This is a genomic window from Streptomyces sp. NPDC005574 (assembly GCF_040605435.1).
Taxonomy (GTDB): domain Bacteria; phylum Actinomycetota; class Actinomycetes; order Streptomycetales; family Streptomycetaceae; genus Streptomyces.
The window spans coordinates 309406-332099 of sequence record NZ_JBEXCW010000001.1 but is presented as its reverse complement, the minus strand read 5'-3'; the positions used below and the strand labels follow the sequence as shown (position 1 = coordinate 332099).

Here is a 22694-nt window from a genome sequence, read left to right as displayed (position 1 = left end):
GCCGGGCGGAGACCCCGGCCGGAGACCGGCCCGGAGGCCGGGCGCCGAGGGCATCGGGAGGGGCGGGGAAGCGCCCGGAAGAACAGAAGTAGAACTCTTAAACAATTCTGGAAAACAGCCAGGGGCCCGCACCGGAAGGTGCGGGCCCCTGTGTTACGCCGGGTGAGCGCAGATCAGGCGGGGACGATGTTCTCCGCCTGCGGGCCCTTCTGGCCCTGCGTGACGTCGAAGGTCACCTTCTGGCCTTCCTGCAGCTCACGGAAGCCCTGGGTGGCGATGTTCGAGTAGTGGGCGAAGACGTCGGGACCGCCGCCCTCCTGCTCGATGAAGCCGAAGCCCTTTTCCGCGTTGAACCACTTCACAGTACCGGTGGCCATGTCATAACTCCTGAGACAGTGCTGGGAGCTCACACCGCGTGAGCCCCGCTCATCGCCGTGATGATCACCTGCCAGGGAAAAACCGTCAGCAAAATGGCAACCAAAACTGCAACTGGGACCCAAGCCTAGCACCCGAAAAGCGCGGAAAGCATAAGTGGAAAAACACACGCCCGGTCCCGGTGGAATTCCTGTTCCGTCGACATCAGATTTTCCTTCGCGGCCCCGGCCGGATCTCTTCGCCAGGGGTCACAGGTCCCCGCCGTGACGCTACGAGATGCCCTGGGGGCCGAAGGTGAGGGCGTGTCGTGGGGCGGGGTGCGCATGTCACCCGTACGGCCGCCGCCCGAACGGGGCGACCGGAACGTCGGGAAAGGAGCGGCGCGGAGTCGCTATTGCACCCGTACGGGCGAATAATCAAGGTATGAGCAATATGACGTTCGAACTGGCGGCCTCGTCGGGTGAGGTGCTGGACGTGCTCGCGGCCTTCGCGGGTGGCCTGATCATCGCCGGCGCCCTGGTGGGGGCCGTGTTGCTGGGCGTGAGGCTCGGGGACAAGGAGTCCCCGAGACCCAGGCCGGAGGAGCAGCCCCGGCTGCCCGCGACCGGCGCGATCCGCGAGACGCGGGAGATGCGGGAGGCCGAGGAGGTCCCCGTCGCGGCGAACGAGACGGAACGGCTCATGCCGTACCAGCTCCGCCACGCCGGTACCAGACGGGGCGAGGACCAGCGGCGGCGGCGCTGGCTGCCGGGCTCCAGCGGCTCCTTCGGCAGCGGCGGCCTGGGGCACACGTAACGGGCCCCGACGACGCGGGGGCCGCCCCGCCGTCCGCGGTGGACGGGGGCAGCCCCGCCTCGGGTGCCTCGGATCAGGTGGTCCGGGATCAGGTGGTCCGGGATCGGGCGACCTCGGATCCGGTGGTGTCAGACGCGGCTGTCCGCCGGGCGGTAGACCGCCAGCGCCCAGATCACGAAGAAGTCGATCGCGATCACGACGAGCGACCAGATCGGCGCGTAGGGCAGGAACAGGAACTGCGCCAGCATGCTCAGCGAGGCCAGGAAGATACCGGTGACGCGCGCCCAGGTCTGGCCCATGAGGATGCTCGCGCCTGTCACCACGGCCAGCACGCCCAGGACGAGCAGGATCCAGCCCCATCCGGTGAGGTTGATCTTGTAGACGTAGTCGCCGATGCGGGCGTACACGTCGTCCTTGGCGAGCGCGGAGATGCCCTGGAAGATCGCCAGGACACCGTTCATCAGCATCAGGACACCGGCGAAGACGATGCCGCCGGAGGCCCAGGCGGAGTTGGTGTGTCCCGCGCCGGGGCTGCCGGCCTCGGGTGCCGAGCCGGCCGGCCGGTGCCCCTCGGCCCAGGCCGAGGAGGTCTGCTCCTGGCCGGTCGGCGGCTTCGCGTGCGGCTGCTGGGTCATGGCCGTACCCCATATCTTCCGGGGCGTCGGGTGTCGTACGCCGTCCGCCCGTATGTCGTCGGTTCTCCGACGATCCGGCCGGAGCCCGGCCGCCACCACGGGAGCTGGGCCGAACGGGTGACGCCCGGCATGCGGCCGGGCGCCCGCCGATCTTCACTGGAACGGAAGACACCCACACGGGCCCGGCAGGCCCGGGGCGAGGCTTCTGGAGGCGAGATGGCCGGTTACCGCGCGCGCCGGACGGCGGCCGGAGCGCTGACCGCCACCGTGGTGGCCGTGGCCGCCGCGCTGGCCGGCTGCTCCAGCGACGACAGCCCCTCGGACGCGGTCAGCAAGGCCGCCTCGGCGGCCCGGTCGGCGGGCGCCGAGGTGACGGCCGCGGCGTCCTCCCTGGCCTCGCGGGCCTCGGAGGCGTACGCGTCGGCGACGGCCGAGGCGGGCCGCACGTTCGACGACATCAAGGGCGGGGCCGACGCCAGGGGGTCCGTCACGCTCGGCGCCCCGGCCACCGACGCAGACGGGCGGACGACGGTCGACGTCACCGCCGCGAACACCGCGGGCTCGGCGAAGTCCTTCGCCGTGCAGGTCGACTTCACCGGTCAGGACGGCGGGCTGCTCGACGTGGTCGTCGTCACCGTCTCCGACGTGCCGGCCGGCGGGTCCGGCAAGGCCACCGCCCGCAGCAACCGGAAGCTGACCGGCACCGGCACGGGGGAGGTCCGGACGAAGGTGGCGCGGGCGGTGCGGTACTGAGCCGGCCGGCCGCCGCGCGAACCGGGCGACGAGGCACCGAGGCACCGAGGCACCGAGGCAGGCGATGAGCGAGACAGCGGAGGTCTTCACGGAGGCGGACTACGCGGCCCGGATGACCCGTGCCGCGCGGGAGGCGGCCCTCGCCGGGCTCGCCGGACTGCTCGTCACCCCCGGGCCCGACCTGGTCCGGCTGTGCGGCTACCGGCCCGCGGCGGTCACCGGGCGGCTGACCCTGCTGGTGCTGGCCGCCGACTCCGAGCCCCGGCTGCTGGTACCGGCGCGGGAGCTGCCGGACGCCGAGGCCGCTCCCGGCGCGGGCGCGCTGCGCACCTTCGTCTGGCAGGACGGCCAGGACCCGTACGCCGCCGCGGCCGGGCTGCTGCGCCCGCACGGCCACTACGGCGTCTGCGACTCCACCTGGGCACTGCACCTGCTGGGGCTCCAGGAGGCGCTGCCGCTGACCACCTACCGGCCGCTGACCGTCGTGCTGCCGCTGCTGCGCGCGGTCAAGGACGCGCACGAGGTGGCCCGGCTGGCGGCCGCGGGCGCGGCGGCCGACGCGGCGTACGCGGAGATCCTCTCGGTGCCCTTCGCCGGGCGCCGGGAGTCCGAGGTGGCCGCCGACCTGGCCCGGCTGCTGCGCGAACACGGCCACAGCCAGGTCGACTTCACCCTGGTCGGGGCCGGCCCCAACGGCGCCGACCCGCATCACGAGGCGGGCGAACGCGCCATCGAGGACGGCGACATGGTCGTGCTCGACTTCGGCGGCCTGCGCGACGGCTACGGCTCCGACACCACACGCACGGTCCACGTCGGCGAACCGACCCGGGAGGAACGGCGGGTGCACGCGGTCGTCCGGGCCGCACAGCAGGCGGCCTTCGAGGCGGTACGGCCCGGCGCACCCTGCCGGGAGATCGACCGGGTGGCCCGCACGGTGATCGAGGACGCCGGCTACGGCGACCGTTTCGTGCACCGCACCGGGCACGGCATCGGCGTCACCACCCGCGAACCGCCGTATCTGGCCGAGGGCGAGGACGAGCCGCTGGTCACCGGTATGTGCTTCTCCATCGAACCCGGGATCTACCTGCCCGACCGTTTCGGGGTGCGCATCGAGGACGTCGTGACGTGCACCGAGGAGGCCGGGCGCCGGCTCAACACGACCCCGCACGACCTGGCGATCGTGTCCTGAGCGGTCGTCGGGCCCGCCCGGTGTCCACGACCGGGGCTCACGCCATCCAGAAGAAGACCGCCGTCATGCGCTTCTCCTCCAGTGTGGTCCCGCAGTAACCGGTCGCGCTGTGCACGAGGTTGGCGCTGTACAGGAGCAGCCGGTTGTGGCGGTGCGGCACCCGTACGTCCTCCTCGAAGGCGTCGGCGGACACGAACCGGGTGCCGAGCGCGTCGACGAGGTTGTTGTGCGGGGCCTGGACGACGTTGCCGCCGAGCCGTCCGCCGGGCAGTGACTGCCGGTAGAAGCTCGTCCCGCAGTCCTTGGGCACCGACGGGTTGAGGTAGAGCACGGCGGCGTACCGGCATAGGGCCCGTGAGTCGGTGTGCGGCCGGGGCTCGCTCTCGCCCTCGCCGACGACCTGCACGCAGTTGTGGTTGAGCGTTCCGCCGCCGGGCGCCTGCTGCACCCACAGCCGGCCGGCCCCGGTCGCCTGGCGCACCAGCCGCTCCACGCGCCCCAGTTCGGCCTCGTCGAGGCCCGGCATGGCCCGCAGTCCCGGCCAGCTCTCGGGTTTGTGGGGGTGGCCCTCGATCCAGTCGTCCTTGGCGAGGCACCGCTCGCGGACGGCGTCCGGATCGGACAGGACGTCGTCCAGGACCCAGTAGTCGCGCCCCTTGGTGGGCTTGCGGTAGGGCAGGACGGGGAGAGAGGGGAGGGAGGGGAGAGAGGGGAGGGCGGGACGGCCCGGGGGGAGTCGGTGGGGCTGTGGGGGCATGCGGCCGAATGTAGGACGGGGGATCGTCTCGACTCTCCCGCAGCGCGGTCAACGTTCCGTCAACTCGGGCGCACGTCAGGCGACTTATGCGCCCTTTGACCGCCGGCGCCGGACGGCCGCACCGGGCCCGGCTGAGGTCCTCGTCACACCATCCGGCCTCACTCTTTACCAATTCAAAAGGTTTCCGGTGGCGCCGCCTCCGTATTTCCCTGCGTCCGACCCGCTCCACGGCGGGACCGCCACGAGGCAGGAGGCATGGTGCGCTTTTCGCGGAACGCGACGGGAACGATCTTCGTGGGCGGTGCCTTGGGCCTGACCCTCGCCGCGCTCGCCTATCCGTCGATGCTGGGCCTCAGTACGGTCTCGAGCGCGCCGGACCGGATCATCGCCCAGACGCAGTGGGGGCCGCTGACGGAGTCCGACCGCGACTTCGTGGTCAAGGTGCGCGCGGCCGGCCTGTGGGAGTACCCGGTGGGCCAGATCGGCCTGCAGAAGGGGACCACCAAGGGGGTCCTCACGGCGAGCCGGCACCTGATCGACGGGCACGCCGGGCTGGACGCCACCTGTCGCAAGATCGCCCCCATGCTGAACATCACGCTCCCCAACGTGGCGAGCCCGCAGCAGCAGGGCTTCGTGTCGCAGTTGAGCGCGGACACCGGCAAGCAGTTCGACATCGACTTCGCCAACATCCTGCGCGTCACGCACGGGTCGATCTTCAACGGGATCGCGAAGATCCGTTCCACCACCAAGAACTCCCTGGTGCGGGCGCTGGCCGACCAGGCCAACCAGACCGTTCTGGACCACATGACGGTCATGGAGAAGACCGGTCTGGTCAACTTCGACCAGGCGCTCTTCACGCAGACCACCCCGCCGAAGCTGCCCAAGTCGGACCTGACGCCGCCGGTCCCGCCGGCCGGTCAGCCGGAGGTCGTCCTCACCCCGCCGGCGAACAGCACCTCGACCCCGCAGCCGCTGCCGACCGTGGGGTGACGGCCGGTCCCCGCGGGCCCCGGCTAACCGCCGAGCCACACGGTCGTGTCCGGGCCCAGGAGGCCGCCCTCCAGCGGCCCGCTGGCCAGCAGCACCTCCCCGGCCGGCAGCGGGACCGCCTCGTCCGACAGGTTCGCCGCACAGCGCCAGCCCTCGTGCCGGGCGAACCGCAGGAGTCCGGGCGGGGCGTCGTCCGCCCAGGTCAGCGTCTCCCCACCGAGCAGCTTGCGGCGCAGCTTCAGGGCCGTGCGGTAGAGCTCCAGCGTCGAGCCCTCGACCCCGTCCTGGGCCTCGACGGCGTACGCCGCGAAGCTCTCCGGCTGCGGCAGCCAGGCGGCGCCCGCCCCGAAGCCGTACGACGGCCCCGTGCGCGTCCACGGCAGCGGCACCCGGCAGCCGTCGCGCCCCTTGCGGACCCGGCCCGTCTGCTCCCAGATCGGGTCCTGGAGGACCTCGACGGGCAGGTCGGCGACCTCGGGCAGACCGAGTTCCTCGCCCTGGTAGACGTACGCCGATCCGGGCAGCGCCAGCATCAGCAGGGTGGCCGCGCGGGCCCGGCGCAGGCCCGCCACCGGGTCGACGGCGGGGGCGTGGCCGCCGGACAGCAGCCAGGCGTTGTCGTCGGTGCCCGGCGGGAGCATCAGACGGGAGGCGTGCCGGACGACGTCGTGGTTGGACAGGACCCAGGTGGCCGACGCCCCGGCCGACGCGGCCGTGGCCAGCGAGTCGGTGATCACCTGGCGCAGTTCGGCCGCGTCCCAGCCCGCCTGGAGGTACTCGAAGTTGAAGGCCTGGCCGAGTTCGTCGGGCCGGGCGTACAGCGCGCGCCGGGCGCCCGGCACCCATGCCTCGGCGACCGCGGCGCGGGGCGGGCGGTAGGTGTCGAAGACGGTCCGCCAGTCGCGGTAGATCTCGTGCACCTCGTCCCGGTCGTAGAAGGGGTGCGTGCCGGGCGGGAGGGTGGCGAGCGCGGCCTCGCCGGCGCTCTCCGCGGCGGCGAGGTCGCGCAGCGGCTCGCCGAGGTCCTTGGCCAGGGCGTGCGCGACGTCGACGCGGAAGCCGTCGACCCCGCGGTCGGACCAGAACCGCAGGGTGGTCCGGAAGTCGGCGCGGATCTCCTCGTTGTCCCAGTTCAGGTCGGGCTGCTGGGGGGCGAACAGGTGCAGGTACCACTGTCCGTCCGGCACCCGGCGCCAGGCGCTGCCGCCGAACACGGACTGCCAGTTCGTGGGCGGCAGCTCACCGTGCGTGCCGCGGCCGTCGCGGAAGACGTACCGGTCGCGGGCGGCGGAGCCGGGCCCGGCCCGCAGGGCCTCCTGGAACCAGGCGTGCTGGTGCGAGGTGTGGTTCGGCACCAGGTCGACGATCACCTTCAGGCCCAGCCGGTGGGCCTCGGCGCCCATCGCGGCGAAGTCGTCGAGGGTGCCCAGGCGCGGGTCGACGTCGCGGTGGTCGGCGACGTCGTAGCCGCCGTCGGCGAGCTCCGAGGGGTAGAAGGGGCTGAGCCACAGCGCGTCGACGCCGAGCGCGGCAAGGTGGGTCAGGCGCCCGGTGACACCCCGGAGGTCGCCGAGCCCGTCGCCGTCGGCGTCGGCGAAGCTGCGCGGGTAGACCTGGTAGACGACGGCCTGCCGCCACCAGTCGGGGTCCTTGCCGGAGAGGTCGGGCGTGGTGCGAACGGTCACGCGTGTTCCTCCGTGCCGGGTAGGGGCGGATGCCGGGCGGGCGATATCAAGAATCCTGTCCACTTGGCCGGAAAAGTGAACATCCGGCCTGCCTCCCCACTGCCCGGAGCGAGCTGTTCCCTATGTGGGGGAATGGTGATGGCCGGCTCAACCCCCTTTGTGTCGGCGCAGGTTGACAGCCCTGAGCCGGGAGATCCACGATGTCCGCACGCTGTGGCGCATGTGACCTATGAGCCCAGTGTTTCTTCGGGTTATTCACCCCCCGCACACGCCAAGATGGGATACGCATGTCCATAGCGAGACGTGTCACCGTGCGCCGCCTGCTGGGGACGGGCGCCGCGACGCTCGCCCTCTGTACCGCCTCCGTCGCCGCCGCCTCCGGCGCCTTCGCCACCGGCACGCCCGGCGGTGACGGCTGGAGGTCCGCCGACGGCTACCGGCCGGGTTCGGGCGCGGGCACGATCACGGAGACCGACCGCTGCCAGTTCTCGCTGGACGGCTCGAACTTCTACGACTCCGTGAAGGTCGACGACCAGAACCTGCGGCCCACCGACGACGGCAAGGTCCACATCAAGGTCCGTACCGCCGGGGACGCCACCACCTGCACCGCCTCCCTGGCGTCCTACCTCGCCCACGGGTCCAGCTTCCGCACCTCCGGCGAACAGGTCTTCGTCGACTTCGACAGCGTGACGGTCGAGCCGGGCCGGACCGAGTCCCTCGACATCGCCGTGCCGGACGCGGGCTGCTTCGCGCAGATCGACCTGTACCGGGGCGCGGTGAAGTTCGACGGCCAACTCGACGCGAAGGACGGCTTCGACCACGGCGACCTGCCCAAGGGCCCCGACCACCCGGTCATCAAGGACAAGCTGATCGCGGCCTGGAACGGCGGCACGAAGGACTGCACGACGGCCCCGTCCCAGACGCCGTCCACGCCGACGCCGACCCCGGCGGCCCCGGGATCCTCCGAGCCCTCGCAGCCCGCGCGGGAGTCCACGCCGCCGGCCGACGAGACGCCGTCGAGCGGGGGCGACACCCCGGTGCCCGCCACCACCGCGCCGGCCACCACGCCCGACGGTGGCGGCGGTGACCTCGCCGAGACCGGTGCGAGCAGCACGACGGGGCCGATCGCGATCGGGGCGGCGGTCCTGCTCGCCGGCGGCGCGGGTCTGGTGATCGCGACGCGTCGGCGTCGGAGCACGGGTGCGTGAACCCTTCCAGGGGGCTCGGCCCCCTGGACCCCGGCTCCTCGGACGCGGGAGGGGCTGAAGGTCACGCGCGCGGCTGAGAACTAGGGGGCGGCCTGGTCGAGCAGGGTGGCGACTGTCGCGTCGACCAGCCGGTAGCGCACGATCCGGCCCTCCTTCTCGCCCTCGACGACCCCCGCCGCCCGCAGCAGCCTGAGCGCCTGCGAGACGGCGGGGTCGTTCATCCCCGTCGCGATCGCGAGGTCGGACACGGCGAGCGGTCCGGTGCGGTGCAGGGCCAGCAGCAGGGCGAGCCGCCGGGGCTCCCCGAGCAGCGCGAAGCGGTCGGCCCAGGCGCGGACATGGCCGGGTTCACCGATGGCGGCGATGGCGTCGCACACCCGGTGGCCGTCGATGGTGCGCCGGTCCGCGCGGTCGGCCGGGACGAGATGCATGGCGCCATCCTCGCAGGCCCGCCATGTGATCTTCCATACCTGCGCAGGTGCGCAGCTATGCAGCGGAGCGCCCGCCGCCCTACGGTGGTCGGGCCGTGGTGCTCGGGAATCCGGTGACGACCCCTCAAAGGTCCATGCCGGAGCGGCCCTCGCCACTGTGATCGGGGAGTTTCCGGCCCACCGTCCCGCGAGGGACAGCCACTGGTCGCCGCAGGGTGACCGGGAAGGCGGGCCGGCGGCGCAGACCCTCCTACGCTCCCGGCTTCGGTCGGGCGGGAGGTACCCGTAAGCCAGGAGACCGGCCACGGCATCTCACGAAGTGATCCACGAGGTGCTGGAGCGTGACCGCATGACCCTGCCCGAGCCTGCCCAGGCGTCCGGACCCGCGTCCTTCAGGTGGCGCCGGGAGGACACCGTCAAGACCGCCGGCCTGCTGACGGCCGTGGCCGTCCTGCACGTCGTCGCCTTCGGGATCCTGTTCCTGCTGGTGGTGCCGGAGCACTACGAGGTCGGCACCAGGGCGTTCGGCGTCGGCCTCGGCGTCACCGCCTACACCCTCGGCATGCGGCACGCCTTCGACGCCGACCACATCGCCGCCATCGACAACACCACCCGCAAGCTGATGGCCGACGGCAAGCGGCCGGTGTCGGTGGGCTTCTGGTTCGCGCTCGGCCACTCCAGCGTGGTGGTCCTGCTCGCCGCGCTGATCGCGGGCGGCACCCAGCTCGCCGGCCGGGTCATGAACGAGGGCTCGCGCACCCACCAGGCCCTCGGCTTCATGGGGACGACGATCTCGGGGACGTTCCTCTACCTGATCGCCGCCCTCAACCTGGTCGCCCTGCTCGGCATCCTGAAGGTCTTCAGGGCGATGCGCGCGGGCACCTACGACGAGCGGGAGCTCGAACAGCACCTGGATTCGCGGGGGTTCATGAACCGCATCCTGGGCCGGCTCACCAGATCCATCACCCGCCCCGGGCAGATGTTCCCGCTCGGTTTCCTCTTCGGTCTGGGCTTCGACACCGCCACCGAGGTCACGCTGATGGTGATGGCCGGCTCGGGCGCGGCGGCCGGCCTGCCCTGGTACGCGATCCTGTGCCTGCCGCTGCTGTTCGCCGCCGGAATGAGCCTGTTCGACACCCTCGACGGCACCTTCATGAACTTCGCCTACCAGTGGGCCTTCTCCAACCCCGTGCGCAAGGTGTTCTACAACCTGACCATCACCGGGCTGTCCATCGCCGTCGCGTTCTTCATCGGCACCATCGAACTGGTCGGCGTCCTGCACGAGAAGCTCGACCTGCGCGACGACCTCAGCGGCTGGATCGCCGGCCTCGACCTGGACAACGTCGGCTACGTCATCGTCGGCCTGTTCGTCGTGGTGTGGGCGGCGGCCGTGACGTACTGGAAGGTCGCCAAGGTGGAGCAGCGCTGGGCGGTACGGCCGGCGGACGGCAGCTGAGCCCGGCCGGGCCGCCCCGGTCGTGGCCTACGGGCCCTCGACCGTCGTCAGCCACAGCTTCACGTACCGCTCCACGTCCACGCCGAGGCCGACGTCCACCAGGGTCTGTTCCCGTACGCCCTCGTGGATCTCGGACTCGCCGGGGCGCGGACGGCGGTCGACGAGGGTCTGGCCGCGGGTCGGGCCCGGGGCCAGCGCGACCTCCACCGGCAGGCGTTCGGTGGTCAGCCCCGCCGGGTCGACGACGGCGCACACCGCGCCCGCGTCGCCGAGACCACCCGTCGGGGTGGGGTCGCCGGAGGTGGCCGGGTCGCGGTGGGCGAGCAGCTCACCGGCCAGCCGCAGCCGGGGTTCGGCGCTCGCGCGCAGCCGCTGCACGTCCCCGGCCGGGACCAGGACCCGCTGGAACACGTCGAGGCCGTACATGGTGATCGGCACCCCCGCGGTGAGCAGGACGGCGGCCGCCTCCGGGTCGTGCCACACGTTGAACTCGGCGACCGGGGTGGCGTTCCCGGTCGCGACCGCGCCACCCATGAACACGATCCGCTCGATGTTGCGCACCACCTCCGGATGCGTCCTGAGCAGCAGCGCGATGTTCGTCAGCGGGGCCGTCGGGATGAGGGTGACCGGACGCGGGCAGGCGAGGATCTCGCGGCGCAGCAGCGTCACCGCGTCCACGTCCACCGGCACGCGGGTCGGCGCGGGCAGCCCGAGGTCGCCCATGCCGTCCTGCCCGTGCACGTGCCGGGCCGTGCGCACCGGCTCGATCAGCGGGCGCTCGGCGCCTCGCGCGACCGGGATGCCGGGGGCGCCTGCCTGCTCCAGCACGGTCAGGGTGTTGCGTACGACGCCGTCCACGTCGGTGTTCCCGGCCACGCAGGTGATCGCCCGCACGTCGAGTCCGGGGTGGCGGACGGCGAACAGCAGGGCGAGGGCGTCGTCGACACCGGTGTCGCAGTCGATGATCACCGGGATGGGCTGACCGTTCACGGCGGGGCTCCTGTTCCTACGACCGTCCCAGCACGGGCTCTACGGGAGCGACCTTACGCAGCCCGGCGGGCTCCCCGTGGTCCGCGCGGGGGCGCGGGCGGGCGTCCGGGCCGGGCGGGGGCCCGCGCCGGTAACCCGGACGGACCGTCGCGCTGGTGGCGGAAGCGGCGCGGTGGTGCTGTGGGAACACCCGTACCGGATCTTCGCCGCGCGCAGGAGGCCCCCGATGACCCGTCCGCAGGAGGCCCCTCGATGACCCGCCCCCCGGCCCGCCGTCTCCTCGTGGGCGCCTCGGCCCTGTGCCTCGCCGGTCTGCCGGTGCTCACCGCCTGCTCGGCGGGGGCCACCGCCCCGCCCACGGCCCGCCGCTCCCCCGCCGCCTCGCCCTCCCCGTCCGCCGCCGCGCTCACCACGGCGCAGGCCGAGGCCGCGCTGGTCACCGCCGCGGATCTGGGGGAGCCCTGGGAGCCGACGCAGGGCGCCGCGACCTGGCGGGACACGCTGCTCAAGGCGAAGGCCGACCCGCCCGACTGCGGGCGGCTGCTCGACGCCGTCTACACCGAGGAGGTGTTCGGCCCCGAGACCGCCGTCCACGCGGTCGCCGGCCTCGACGACGCCATGGACCAGGCCCAGTTGCGCTACCAGGTCCTCGCCCACGACCCGGCGGACGTGGACCGCACCCTGGCCTGGCTGCGCTCGCTGCCGGGCAGGTGCGGGCAGTTCACGGCCGCGTCGGCCGGGGGTGCCGTGCAGGGGGCGCGGGTGGCCGACGCGGCGCTGCCGGCCGTCGGGGACGCCCGGGAGGGTCTGCGGATCACGCTGGCCGGCGAGAGCGCCGACGGCGAGCCGACCACCCTCACCGTGGACCTGGCCGCCGTCCGGGTCGGCGACGACGTGATCGTCCTGACCAACGGCGGCCTCGGCAACGTCTCGGCGGACGTCACGGCGGCGGTCGTACAACTGGGGGCGCAGCGGCTGACGGACGTCCGCAGACAGGCCCGGCTGGAGGTGTGAGCCGCGGCGGGGCGGCTCAGGGACGCCCCGCTGCCCGCTGGAACAGGGCCGCCGGTTCCATGGTGCGCTCGGCCAGCCGGCGGGCCACCGCGGTGAGAGTGGTCCCCGTGTTCTCCGCGTGGCGGCGCAGGATGTCCAGCGCCTCGCCGAGGGAGACGTCCGCGTACTCCGCCAGCAGGCCCTTGGCGAGTTCGACGGTCGCCTTCGCCGAGACCGCCGCCTGGAGGGACGTCAGCAGGTCCTGCGGGCGCCGGGACTCGGCGGGCCAGTGGGTCAGGGTGAGCGCGACGATGTCGCTCAGGCCCTGCGCCACGGCGAGGTCGCTGTCCGGCAGGGCCTCGCGGCGCCGGTTGGCGAGGGTCACCGCGCCGATCGCCGTCCCGTCCAGCCGCAGCGGCAGGGCGTGCACGGTGAGACAGCCGGACTCCAGGGCGTGGGCGGTGTACGCGGGCCAGCGGCCGTCGGCCCGCAGGTCGTCGGCGGTGACCTGCTCGCCGGTGCGGTAGCAGTCGACGGAGGGTCCCTCGTCGCGCCGCACCTGGAGCACGTCCAGGCCGCCCAGGTCGTCGGCGGAGGCGGCCATCGTGCGCAGCCGGCCGCGCGCGTCGGCCATCACCACGCCCACCGCGTCCACCTCCAGCAGGGCCACGCAGTGGTCGCCGAGCCGGGCGAACAGGTCGAGCGGGTCGAAGTACGCGCCGAGCGTGTCCGCCAGGTCCACGAAGGCGCGGGTGAGCCGCAGTTCCCGGTTCATCCGAGCCTCCTCGCACCGTCACGCCGCACGTGAGCCGGTCGTCCGGTGGTCTCCCGCCCGGTCCCTTCCCAGCCGGTCGGTTCCCGGCCGGTGGTTCCTTGCCCGGCCGGAGCGTGCCTAGTCACGGTCGAACCTCTTCCTGTGCGAGACCACATCGCGCGCCAGCTCCAGGGCGGTCCGGTTGTGCGCGAAGGCGTGGGCGCGCAGCAGCGCCAGCGCCTCGTCCGCGCCGATGCCCGACTGCACCATGATCATTCCCACGGCCTGGTAGACCTCGTCGTGATCGGTGGCCAGACCGCTCAGCCACGCCTCCTCCCCCTCCGCGCCGTTCTCCGCCCCCTGCGGGAGCGCCATCAGGGCCATCGTCATGATGCTCGACACCAGGAGCGCGGTGCGCAGTTCGGGATGGCTGAGGCCGCCGGGCGTGGCCCGGTACAGGTCGAGCGTGCCCACGCACACGGCGTCGTTGCCCAGCGGGATGGAGTACACCGCCTGCACGCCGACGGCCGTCGCCTGCTGGGCGAAGACCGGCCAGCGGCGGGCGTCCCGGCCGTTGGTCAGGTCGGAGGCGAGAACGGGGGCGCCGATCGCGGCGGCGTACGTGCAGGGACCGTCACCCAGCGTGGCCTGGACGTCCGACAGATGCGCGGCCTGGTCGTCGCTCGCGCTCAGCTGGATGGGCATGCCGTCGGCGCGCAGCGAGACGCTCGCGCCCACCACCGGCAGCAGCTCGACCGCCACCACGCACAGCCGGCCGGGCATCTCCGCGGGGCCTGCGCCCCGCACCCCCTCCGCGATGACGTCGGCGGCCCGCAGCCGGGCGCGCTCACCGGCGTTCTCCCGGTCCGGCGGGCCGGGGCCGCCACCGCCCGGTACGCCGGGCGGGCCGGAGTCGTCGCCGGGGGAACCGTAGCGGTCGTCCCTGGGCCGCACGGCCACCGCCTCCTTCGATCAGCGCGGCCATCATCGTCCGTGAACTCCCGCAGCGCCCTCATCTGAGCTGGGAGCACGACTCGTGGCGGGCCGCCCAGGGGCCCCACCCGACTACCCGTCCCCCCACCCCCGAAACCGCGTCCGCCACAGCCGCGGCGAACGGACTCCGCGGCTACGGGGAGCGCCGAACGGGGATCGCCGATGGCACCGCGCCCGGGGGCCGGGGGGGGCGCGGTTCGAGCGGCGGCCCGGGGGTGCCCGGCGGCGGGGACTCCCGCGACCCGCCCCGGCCGTCGGCCGTCCCCGTCCTCACAGCGGGGGCTGGGCCGGGGCCGGGCCGAGGGTGGTGGTGCCGGGGGCCGTGCGGTGGCCGAGGCCCGTGCGGTAGGCGTCCAGGGCGGCCTCCACCCGGCCGGTGCGGCGCAGCAGGTCGCCGAGCAGCCGGCACAGGTCGGCCAGGTCGCCGACGGCGCCCGCCCGCTCCAGGAGGCTCAGCGCCCGTACGTAGTGCTCCTCGGCGGCCTCGGTGTCGCGGGCGTCCTCGGCGATGATGCCCAGGAGCCGGTGCGCGGCGGCGGAGTGCAGGGCGCCGCGCTCGGGGCTGAAGTCGCTGAGGACGTGCCGCAGCAGTTCGGCGGCCTCCTCGGACTTGCCGCGCCGGCGCAGCACGTCGGCCAGTTCCACGGCGACCTGGCTGGAGTAGAGGGAGGCCCGCTTGGCGGAGAGCATCGTGAGGGCCTCGCGCATCTCCGCCTCGGCGCGCTCCAGTTCGCCGTTCTGCGCGTACACGTACCCGCGCATCCAGTGGCAGTTGGCGAGCTCGGTCCGGATCTGGAGCTGCCGGTACAGCTCGGACGCCTTGGCCAGCGAGACGTCGGCCTCCGCGAGGCGGCCCTCGGCGAGCAGGGTGCGGGCCACGGACCGGTGCATCCGGGCGACCAGCGCCGGGTCGCCGGACTGCGGGGCGAGCGCGAGGGCGAACTCCGCGGCCTGGGCGGCGCGGGCGTGGGCGCCCATGTCCATGTAGGGCCCGATGACGCTGGCGTAGAGCAGGAGCAGCGCGTCGGGATCGTGCAGGCCGCCGCGGTTGAGCTCGTCGAGGGTGGACTCCAACAGGTAGACGGCGTACCGCAGTTCACCGGCCAGGTAGTGGGAGACGGCGCGTCCGCGCAGGGCCGGGACCCGGGCGGGCAGCGGGGCGTCGGCGAGGACCTGTTCGGCCTGCTCGAAGTACTCCCGCCCGGCGTCGAGTTCACCGGTGTCGAGCCCGCACTCGCCGAGCCCGAGCAGCGCGGCCGCCTGCACCTCGACGATCCCGTGCGTCCGGGCCTCGCCGAGCAGCGCCGCGTACTGCTCCGCCGCCTCCTGCGCCTCTCCGGTGGCGAGCGTGCGCTGCGCCTCGGTCAGCCGCAGCCGCAGTCCGGTGACGAGGTGGGCGGGCCGGCCGGTGGCCAGTTCCTCGAAGGCCACGCCGAGCCGCTCGGCGAGATGGCGCAGCGCCTCGTCGGAGGGCCGCACCCGGCCGGACTCCAGGGTGGAGATGTACGCGGGCGTGTAGGCGGGTTCGGCGAGCTGCCTCTGCGTCAGTCCCCGTTCGACCCGCAACTGCTGCACCCGCCGCCCTATGGTGCCCGGTTCGTCTCGGTCGGACATGGGCCAACTCCCCCTGTGGGTCTTGCCGTTCGGGTTCGAGAGCCCCTAGGTTAAACGGCGTATTAAACGTGCTTAACACAATGTCGCTGTTGTTGCCGTGGGCATTGCCAAGACCGTGGTCACTGCCGTCGCCGTTGTCACTGCCGTTGCCCGTTTGCCGTTGCTGCGAGGTCGCCGTGCTCGAACGCCCCAGCACCACCACGCGATACACGAGGGGGGCCGCCGCCGCCGTGGTGGCCGTCGTGACCCTGGTACTGGCCGCGAACGCGGGCCCGACGAGAGCGGCGGACGAGAACTCGCCGCACCATCGGGCGCGGGTCGAGCGGGCCGAGCGGATCGGGCAGTCCGGCGACGGCCTCCCCGGCCCCACCGGCACCTCCTCCGCCACCCGCCGCTGACGTGACGCCATCGTAGCCATGGCGCGACCCCGCGGTCCCGGCCATGGACGGGCTCGTCCCGCCCGGCGCGGACGCCCCGCGTACGCTGCCCCCGTGACCTCTCCCGCCGCCCGCACCGCGCTGGACCTCACCGCCGGCCTCCCGGTCCCCGCCCTGGAGGACTTCTACCGCGACCTGCACCGCCATCCCGAACTGTCCCTCGGTGAGTACCGCACCGCCGGAAAACTCGCCGAACGCCTGCGCGCCGCCGGGTACGAGACCACGGACGGCATCGGCGGCACCGGCGTCGCCGGGGTGCTGCGCAACGGTGACGGGCCGGTCGTGCTGCTGCGCGCCGACATGGACGCGCTGCCCGTCCAGGAGGAGACCGGGCTGCCGTACGCCTCGCTGACGCCCGGGCTGATGCACGCCTGCGGACACGACCTGCACGTGACCTGGCTGGCGGGCGCGGCGGACGCGCTGGCCGCCGGACGCGACGCCTGGTCGGGCACGCTGGTGCTGGTGGGGCAGCCCGCCGAGGAGACCGGGCGGGGAGCCGCCCGCATGGTCGCCGACGGGCTGTACGAACGGGTCCCGCGCCCCGACGTACTGCTCGGCCAGCACGCCGTGCCCGGTCCCGCCGGGCTGTACGGCCACACACCGGGCCTGATCCTCTCCGCCTCCACCGACATCGAGATCCTGGTGCACGGGGTGGGCGGGCACGGCTCCCGGCCTGAGTCGGTGGTCGACCCGGTGGTGACGGCCGCGTTCCTGGTGACCCGGCTGCAGACCGTCGTCTCGCGCGAGATCGCCGCCGGTGAGGCGGCCGTGCTGACCGTCGGCCGCATCGAGGCGGGTGCACGGCCCAACATCATCCCCGGCGAGGCACGTGTCTGGCTGAACATCCGCACCCGGTCGGAGGCGGTCCGCGCGCGCATGATCGCGGCGGTACGGCGGATCGCGGCGGGCGAGTGCGCGGCGGCCGGCTGTCCGCGCGAGCCGGAGATCCTGGTCGGCGACTCCTTCCCGCTCACCGTCAACGACCCGGAGACCGACCGGCGGGTGGCCGCCGTGCACGGCGAGGTGTTCGGCGCCGGCACGGTCCTCGACCCGGGCCCGGCGATGGCCAGCGAGGACTTCTCGCACCTGGCCGAGGGAGGGCTGCCGTACTCCTACTGGTTCGTGACCAGCACCCCGGCCCAGGTGTGGGACGCGGCGCCCGGCGAGGACCTGGGGGAGAAGCTCGCCGCGGTCCCCGGCAACCACAGCCCCCACTTCGCCCCCGACCTGTCGACGGTGGCGCCGGGCGTGCGGACGCTGGTGTCGGGCGCGCTGGCGTACCTGACCGGCTGATCGACCCGGCACCCGTCCCGCTGATCGGGCCCCGCGTGCGGCCGACCGACCGGCCCAGCGCCCTGCCGACCAACCGTGCGTGCGCCCCGACCGACCAGCCCGGCGCCAGTCCGGCTGATCGGGCCCCGCGTGCGCCCGACCCGACCAGCCCAGCGCCCTGCCGACCAACCCTGCTCAGCGCCCGGCCGGTCAGCCCTGCCCCCAGCCGACACGACCAGCCCTGCCCCCAGCCCACCGACCGGCTCCGCGCACCGGCCGACCGGTCAGCCCTGGGTCTGGAGTTGCCGTAGCTGACGCCGTACGTGGTCCAGCGCCCCCTGTCTGCGGCCCGGCACCCGCAGGCGCAACTCGGCCAGTGCGAGGCCGAGTTCGCGGGCCCGGGCCGGGTCGCCGATCAGCCCCCACTGGTGGTGGGCCCGGTCCACGGCCGTCTCCACACCGGGCGCGTCCGGCGCCTGCCCCGCCGACAGCCGCGCGGTGGCCACCGCGAGCCAGGCGCGGCAGCTGCGCGCCGGGTCCCCGGCGAGCATCGCGAGGTCCGCGCGGACCTCGGTCCAGTGCAGGGCCTCCTCGGAGGCAGGACCGTGGGCGTGCGCGGCGGCCTGCTCGTGGTGCGCGGCCAGGGCGTCGGCGTCGGTGTGCCGCTCCGCGGCGACCGCGGCGGAGATGGCCGCGTGCGGATCGGTGTCCCGCGGGCCGTCCGCCGCCGGCGTGCGCGGGGCCGGTGCCCGGTGCGGGGCCGCGGGCGCCCGCGCGGGTCCGGCGGCGAAGCCTCCGGCGGCGGACGGCGCCGTCAGCACCAGGTCCGCGTAGCCCTCCACGCCGAGCCGTGCCGAGGCGTGCTCGTGGAGTTGCTCCAGCGGCGGCCGGTGCCCGCTGCGCAGGATCGTCGCGACCGCCTTCATGTACGAGGGGACCGCCACCGTGCGCCGGGCGGGCGGCGGCCCGATCCGCCCGTAGACCGCGTTGCCGCGGCCCGAGTCGAGCGGGTTGGCGCGCAGCCACTCCCAGGTCTCCGGGTCGGCGCGCAGATCGAGGAACAGCGTGGTGGTGCCCGGGGACCGCAGCCGCAGTTCCTCCCGGACCCAGTGCCAGGGCAGCGCGGTGTAGCGGACCGAGGCCGGTGTGGTGCGGGCCAGCGCGAGGTGCGGCAGCCGCTGGCGCCGGTCGAGCTGGAGCTGCCCGGTGACGAAGACGGTCAGCGGGCCGGGGGCCGCCGCGGCCGCCCGCAACCGGGTCAGGACGGCCTGCGGCTCCAGCGGGTCGACGAGTTCGACGACGTTCGCGGTGTCGGTGCCGGACAGCACGGCCGGCGGGACCGCGGCGAGGACGGGGAGCACGGACGCCGCGTCCACCAGACACCCCTTGCCCGCCGGTGAGGCGGCGAGCAGCAGCACGGTCCCGGGCATCGGTCCCTCCCCATCCCCCGTCGATCACGTATGGCAGCACCGTAACGGGTGCGGCTGCAAAGCAGGGTGCCAGCACGGAGAAGCCCCCCACTCGGCCCCGCCCCGCCCACCGGTTCGACCACTGGTGCGGCTTTGGTTCGGTCCGGCGGGCGGCTACGGGCCTCGGGAGTGGGGCAGTTGGGGTGCGGGATGCGGGTCGGCCGCCGGGCGGGGCTCGCTCCTGCGGACCGCGAAGACCGTGGTGTCGTCGCCGAGGCGGCCGGCGCAGTGCCGGAGGGTGCCGTCCCGGACGAGGGCGACCAGGCGGTCCGGCGCTGCGGTGCGGGCGTCGGCGGCGACGGCCTCGGCGACCCGGTCGGCCAGGGCGTAGAAGCGGCCGTCGCCGTCCCGCGCCTCGGTCACGCCGTCCGTGGTCAGCAGCAGCGTGTCGCCCGGGGCGAGGGGGACCCGCAGGGTGGGCGGCGTCCGGAGCGAGCCGGTCAGATCGCCGAGGCCGAGGGGGAGTCCGTCACCGGCGGGCAGGGCGCGGACCCCTCCGGCGCCGACCCGCAGCGGCGGCTCGTGGCCGAAGTTGACGATCTCGACGTGGTCGGCGGCGCGGGCCTCCGGTACGGGGAAGCCCAGCAGGAGGGCGGTGGCGAAGCGGTCGCCGTCGTCGCGGCCGAGAGCGGTGCAGTGCAGGCCGTGCCGCCGCATCCGGATCTCCAGCCGCCGGGCGACGGTCCCCAGTTCCGCCTCGTGGTAGGCCGCCTCGCGGAAGGTGCCGAGCAGCGCGGCCGCCGCCTCCACAGCGCCGAGGCCCTTGCCCTGGACGTCGCCGACGAGGACGCGGGTGCCGTGCGGGCCGGGCTGGATGTCGTAGAAGTCGCCGCCGACCCGGGCCTCGCTGTCCGCGGCGAGGTACACGGCCGCGTGGTCGAGGCCGCCCCAGCCGGGCGGCAGGGGGCGCAGCACGGTACGGCGGGTGGTCTCGGCGATGTCCCGCATGTGCAGCAGCCGGCGCTCGCCGCGCAGGCGGACCACGCAGGCGAGGACGGCCAGGACGCCGCCCACGGCGACCAGGATGAAGTCGGGCAGGCCGGTCTGGTACTGGTTCGGCCAGGCGCTGTCGGCGAGGACGTACGTGACGAGCGCGAGCACGGCGAAGGCGGCCGTGCCCCACACCCCGCAGATCGCGGCGGCGATGCCGGGCACCAGCACGATCCAGGTGATGGTGCGGAACTCTCCGCCGGTGTCGAGGTCGATCAGGGCGATACCGCACAGCAGCAGCAGCGGCGGCACCCAGGCGACACTGCGGCCCCTGACCCGCAGCAGTTGCTGGCCGGCCACCCGGGCGTCCGCGCGGGCCCTGCGCGGCAGCCGGGCGACGAGCCCGCGGCGCCCGTCGTCACCGGCGGGCCCCGCGCGGCGACCGCTCACGAGGCCGGGCCCGGGCGCGCGGCCGGCGTCGGACGGCCGCGTACCGCGACGTCTTCGGTGACCGCCTGTGCCGCCTCTCCTCGGGTGCCGGGCGCGCCGGGGCGTACGGGCTTCATGATCCCCAGCGAATCACGGGCCGGGACGGCTCGCACCCGGGCGGAAACACCGTGTCCGCCGACTTGCCAGGGCCTGCCGCCAGGTGTGCTCTGGAAGACGGGGGCGAGGAGAGAGGAGTGCTCTCATGGCTCATGCGGCACCCAGGTCCCGCGGGGCGACCCGGCAGATCCGTCCGATCCGGACGCCCGACATCTTCGACGAGCGGGTCCACCGGGCGGCGGAGGTGGGCGTGCCCGTCGTCCTCGGACTCGTCTACGGCTACTGGGCCGCGGCCAACCGGCGCGGCGGCGGGCCCGTCACCGGCTGGAACATCCTGTTCGGCTTCGTCACGGCGCTCGCGTTCATCGTGCTGTGCCTCGCGGTGGCGCGGTGGGCCCCGCTGCTCAAGCGCGAACTGCACTCGCTGACGAAGTCGGCCTTCGCCGGCGCGTCCGTGGGCTTCCTCTACAACCAGAGCGGCGAGAGCGTGCTGCGGTCGGTGGCGCTGGGAGCGGTGGTCACCGCGGGCGTCTTCGGCGTCTTCTTCTACCGCTACTACACACGCGAGGACGGAGCGGGCAACCGCATCCGCTGACCGGCTCTCAGGAACGCCTCACCGGCCGTGCCCCTGGGCCGCGCCGGTGGGGCGTTCACGTGTGGGCCCCGGCGGGGTCGGCCGGGGCCCACACGTTTCCCTCATCCCTCCACTCACCAGACGACGGGCAGCGTGCCCCAGCCGTCCGACGAGGCTCCGGACGCCACGGTGAAGTTCCACGAGCCCGAGAAGCTCCAGGAGAAGGAGCCCGAGACGGCCCAGGGCCGGCTCCAGGCGGGGTCGTTGTGGTCGGCGTTGGACCAGGAGCCGTTCTTCCACTGCGGACACGGGTCGGCACAGGGCGCCACCCGCGTGCCGCCGGTGTCCACGAACGCGGCGCTCGCCCAGCCCTGTGCGCCGACGAGCCAGTACCAGTACGGATTGCCCTCGACGCGCTGTCCGCGCACCTTGCACTGGACGCGGTCCTGACTGCCGGGTGCGAGCCGGTCGACGGTCGCCGACCGGGTGGTGGGCTCCGCCCTCACGTGGAGCGCGGTGCCGGAGACGACGGTGCCCGGGACGGAGCCTGATCCGCCGTCACCGTTTCCTTCCGCGTACGACGGTGCGGTCGCGGCCGACGCGGAGGTACCCGCTCCGGCGGCGACGAGACCGCCGCCGGCGAGCAGGGCCGCGGCGACGGCGCGCAGGGCCACAGTGGTGCGCATGAATCGACCTCCTTCTCCCCAGAACCAGGTAACACCCGTTCGGGTGAACCCTCCACCGGAGAGCGGAGTGCCCGGTCGTGCCGGGGGCCGTGGCGGTGACCGCCCGTTCGGCTTGCCGGGTGCGCCCGAATGCAGTACCCCCGCTCGCGCCGGCCGCCGCCCGGACGTTGCCTGACAGCGTGGCACCTCGACCCGCACGAACCCGGAGCGCCCTGTCGGCCGTACTGATCGCCCTGTCCTGCCTGTTGCTGCCGTTCGGCACCCTGGCCGCCTGGGCGGCGTACGGGCTCACCGACACGACCCGCTACGTCACCACGATGGCGCCGCTGGCCACCGACCCGGACGTGCGCGACGCCGTCGTGGACACGGTGGGGGCCGGCATCATGCAGCAGGTGGGCGACCGGCTGGACGCCGGCCCGACGCGCGCCACCGTGCGCCCCTTCGTGCACGACGCGGTGCGCTCCTTCACCCGGACCGAGGCTTTCCGCACGGCGTGGGACGCGGCCAACCGGGCCGTCCACGACGCCGTGCTGCGCGCGCTGCGGGACGAGGACGAGGGCGCCGCCCCGCGCGCGGTGACCGTCGACCTCGCCCCCGTCACCGCCCAGGTCAAGGTCCGACTCGCCTACGACCACATGCCGTTGGCCGGCCGCATCCCGGTCGAGCACACCGAGGTCGCCGTGCTCCCGGCCCAGGACCTGGTCCGGCTCAGGAAGGGATACCACGTGCTCGACGTCGCCGGTTTCTGGCTCCCACTCGCCGCGGCGGCCCTCGCGGTGGCCGGGATCGCCGTCGCCACCTGCCGCCGCCGCGCGGTCACGGCCACCGCGCTCGGCACCGCCCTCGGCGGCGGCCTGCTCGCCCTCGCCGTCCGGGTCGGCCGCAGCCTCACCCTCGCCGACCTGCCCGACGCGGCCCACCAGCCGGCCGCGGGAGCCGTCTACGACGCCCTCACCGCCACCCTGCGCACGGTGTCCTGGCTGCTGGTCGCCCTCGGCCTGGCCGTGGCGCTGGCCGCCTGGCTCAGCGGTCGCTACGGCCACCTCCTCCGGCGTCCGCGGCCCCGGCCGGCCACCGTCGTCCCCCCGGCCCTCACCCCGCAGCACTCGGGCCCGCCACCCCGCGTCTGAGGGAGGATGCGGTCATCCGATCCGTGAGCGGA

The 22694-nt window shown here is 74.1% G+C and carries 23 protein-coding genes and 1 riboswitch; of the genes, 11 read left to right on the top strand and 12 right to left on the bottom strand.

Annotated elements, in window-relative coordinates; all coding sequences use genetic code 11:
* Positions 1-173: 173 nt before the first annotated feature.
* On the bottom strand, positions 174-377 hold the full coding sequence (locus ABZT03_RS01570; protein WP_046247661.1) for a cold-shock protein: 204 nt from the start codon (positions 375-377) through the stop codon (positions 174-176).
* A gap of 421 nt (positions 378-798) precedes the next feature.
* Here ABZT03_RS01570 and ABZT03_RS01565 point away from each other — a divergent pair, with 421 nt between their 5' ends.
* The gene (locus tag ABZT03_RS01565) at positions 799-1170 is read left to right on the top strand and encodes a DUF6479 family protein (protein WP_356031911.1); all 372 of its coding nucleotides are present in this window, start codon (positions 799-801) and stop codon (positions 1168-1170) included.
* Between the two features lie 128 nt (positions 1171-1298).
* Here the strand turns inward: ABZT03_RS01565 and ABZT03_RS01560 are convergent, their stop codons facing one another.
* A complete protein-coding gene (locus tag ABZT03_RS01560; RefSeq protein WP_356031909.1) occupies positions 1299-1805 on the bottom strand; it encodes a hypothetical protein in 507 nt (168 codons plus the stop codon).
* 216 nt (positions 1806-2021) lie between these two features.
* Between ABZT03_RS01560 and ABZT03_RS01555 the strand changes: the two genes are divergently transcribed.
* Both ABZT03_RS01555 and ABZT03_RS01550 read left to right on the top strand, forming a co-directional pair.
* Positions 2022-2558, top strand: coding sequence for a hypothetical protein (locus tag ABZT03_RS01555; protein WP_356031906.1), 537 nt, complete (start codon positions 2022-2024; stop codon positions 2556-2558).
* 64 nt (positions 2559-2622) lie between these two features.
* A complete protein-coding gene (locus ABZT03_RS01550) occupies positions 2623-3747 on the top strand; it encodes a M24 family metallopeptidase (protein ID WP_356031904.1) in 1125 nt (374 codons plus the stop codon).
* Between the two features lie 37 nt (positions 3748-3784).
* Here the strand turns inward: ABZT03_RS01550 and ABZT03_RS01545 are convergent, their stop codons facing one another.
* Positions 3785-4504, bottom strand: a complete 720-nt coding sequence (locus ABZT03_RS01545) for a DUF6445 family protein (RefSeq protein ID WP_356031902.1) — start codon at positions 4502-4504, stop codon at positions 3785-3787.
* A gap of 294 nt (positions 4505-4798) precedes the next feature.
* On the opposite strand from ABZT03_RS01545, the gene ABZT03_RS01540 reads away from it, so the two are divergent.
* Entirely contained in the window at positions 4799-5494 is a 696-nt protein-coding gene (locus tag ABZT03_RS01540; protein ID WP_356031980.1) for a DUF4142 domain-containing protein, read from the top strand.
* Between the two features lie 23 nt (positions 5495-5517).
* Here ABZT03_RS01540 and ABZT03_RS01535 read toward each other — a convergent pair whose 3' ends face one another.
* Complete coding sequence (locus ABZT03_RS01535) at positions 5518-7179, bottom strand: glycoside hydrolase family 13 protein (protein ID WP_356031900.1); 1662 nt, start codon at positions 7177-7179, stop codon at positions 5518-5520.
* A 287-nt stretch (positions 7180-7466) separates the two neighbouring features.
* Between ABZT03_RS01535 and ABZT03_RS01530 the strand changes: the two genes are divergently transcribed.
* On the top strand, positions 7467-8387 hold the full coding sequence (locus ABZT03_RS01530; protein ID WP_356031898.1) for an LAETG motif-containing sortase-dependent surface protein: 921 nt from the start codon (positions 7467-7469) through the stop codon (positions 8385-8387).
* 80 nt (positions 8388-8467) lie between these two features.
* On the opposite strand, the gene ABZT03_RS01525 is transcribed toward ABZT03_RS01530, so the two are convergent.
* The gene (locus ABZT03_RS01525) at positions 8468-8818 is read right to left on the bottom strand and encodes a metalloregulator ArsR/SmtB family transcription factor (RefSeq protein WP_356031895.1); all 351 of its coding nucleotides are present in this window, start codon (positions 8816-8818) and stop codon (positions 8468-8470) included.
* A gap of 79 nt (positions 8819-8897) precedes the next feature.
* Positions 8898-9140: riboswitch (cobalamin riboswitch) on the top strand.
* A gap of 27 nt (positions 9141-9167) precedes the next feature.
* On the opposite strand from ABZT03_RS01525, the gene ABZT03_RS01520 reads away from it, so the two are divergent.
* Positions 9168-10274 (top strand): HoxN/HupN/NixA family nickel/cobalt transporter, encoded by a 1107-nt coding sequence (locus tag ABZT03_RS01520; RefSeq protein WP_356031893.1) that lies wholly within the window; start codon positions 9168-9170, stop codon positions 10272-10274.
* Positions 10275-10301: 27 nt separating this feature from the next.
* Here ABZT03_RS01520 and ABZT03_RS01515 read toward each other — a convergent pair whose 3' ends face one another.
* Complete coding sequence (locus ABZT03_RS01515; protein ID WP_356031890.1) at positions 10302-11264, bottom strand: nucleoside hydrolase; 963 nt, start codon at positions 11262-11264, stop codon at positions 10302-10304.
* Between the two features lie 252 nt (positions 11265-11516).
* On the opposite strand from ABZT03_RS01515, the gene ABZT03_RS01510 reads away from it, so the two are divergent.
* A complete protein-coding gene (locus ABZT03_RS01510) occupies positions 11517-12278 on the top strand; it encodes a hypothetical protein (RefSeq protein ID WP_356031888.1) in 762 nt (253 codons plus the stop codon).
* A 16-nt stretch (positions 12279-12294) separates the two neighbouring features.
* On the opposite strand, the gene ABZT03_RS01505 is transcribed toward ABZT03_RS01510, so the two are convergent.
* The 3 genes from ABZT03_RS01505 to ABZT03_RS01495 all read right to left on the bottom strand — a co-directional run bounded on the left by ABZT03_RS01505 (position 12295) and on the right by ABZT03_RS01495 (position 15618).
* Entirely contained in the window at positions 12295-13032 is a 738-nt protein-coding gene (locus ABZT03_RS01505; protein WP_356031886.1) for a GAF and ANTAR domain-containing protein, read from the bottom strand.
* Positions 13033-13149: 117 nt separating this feature from the next.
* The gene (locus ABZT03_RS01500) at positions 13150-13848 is read right to left on the bottom strand and encodes a GAF and ANTAR domain-containing protein (protein WP_356031977.1); all 699 of its coding nucleotides are present in this window, start codon (positions 13846-13848) and stop codon (positions 13150-13152) included.
* Positions 13849-14274: 426 nt separating this feature from the next.
* A complete protein-coding gene (locus ABZT03_RS01495) occupies positions 14275-15618 on the bottom strand; it encodes a tetratricopeptide repeat protein (RefSeq protein ID WP_356031884.1) in 1344 nt (447 codons plus the stop codon).
* Positions 15619-15860: 242 nt separating this feature from the next.
* On the opposite strand from ABZT03_RS01495, the gene ABZT03_RS01490 reads away from it, so the two are divergent.
* Both ABZT03_RS01490 and ABZT03_RS01485 read left to right on the top strand, forming a co-directional pair.
* Positions 15861-16016, top strand: a complete 156-nt coding sequence (locus ABZT03_RS01490) for a hypothetical protein (protein WP_356031982.1) — start codon at positions 15861-15863, stop codon at positions 16014-16016.
* A gap of 93 nt (positions 16017-16109) precedes the next feature.
* On the top strand, positions 16110-17348 hold the full coding sequence (locus tag ABZT03_RS01485; protein WP_356031881.1) for an amidohydrolase: 1239 nt from the start codon (positions 16110-16112) through the stop codon (positions 17346-17348).
* Positions 17349-17611: 263 nt separating this feature from the next.
* On the opposite strand, the gene ABZT03_RS01480 is transcribed toward ABZT03_RS01485, so the two are convergent.
* Both ABZT03_RS01480 and ABZT03_RS01475 read right to left on the bottom strand, forming a co-directional pair.
* Positions 17612-18757, bottom strand: a complete 1146-nt coding sequence (locus ABZT03_RS01480) for a hypothetical protein (RefSeq protein WP_356031879.1) — start codon at positions 18755-18757, stop codon at positions 17612-17614.
* A gap of 153 nt (positions 18758-18910) precedes the next feature.
* Positions 18911-20086, bottom strand: a complete 1176-nt coding sequence (locus ABZT03_RS01475) for a PP2C family protein-serine/threonine phosphatase (protein ID WP_356031975.1) — start codon at positions 20084-20086, stop codon at positions 18911-18913.
* A gap of 331 nt (positions 20087-20417) precedes the next feature.
* Between ABZT03_RS01475 and ABZT03_RS01470 the strand changes: the two genes are divergently transcribed.
* Positions 20418-20867 (top strand): hypothetical protein, encoded by a 450-nt coding sequence (locus ABZT03_RS01470; RefSeq protein WP_356031876.1) that lies wholly within the window; start codon positions 20418-20420, stop codon positions 20865-20867.
* A 113-nt stretch (positions 20868-20980) separates the two neighbouring features.
* On the opposite strand, the gene ABZT03_RS01465 is transcribed toward ABZT03_RS01470, so the two are convergent.
* The gene (locus tag ABZT03_RS01465) at positions 20981-21532 is read right to left on the bottom strand and encodes an SH3 domain-containing protein (protein ID WP_356031873.1); all 552 of its coding nucleotides are present in this window, start codon (positions 21530-21532) and stop codon (positions 20981-20983) included.
* 179 nt (positions 21533-21711) lie between these two features.
* Between ABZT03_RS01465 and ABZT03_RS01460 the strand changes: the two genes are divergently transcribed.
* Positions 21712-22662, top strand: coding sequence for a hypothetical protein (locus ABZT03_RS01460; protein ID WP_356031871.1), 951 nt, complete (start codon positions 21712-21714; stop codon positions 22660-22662).
* Positions 22663-22694: the final 32 nt, after the last annotated feature.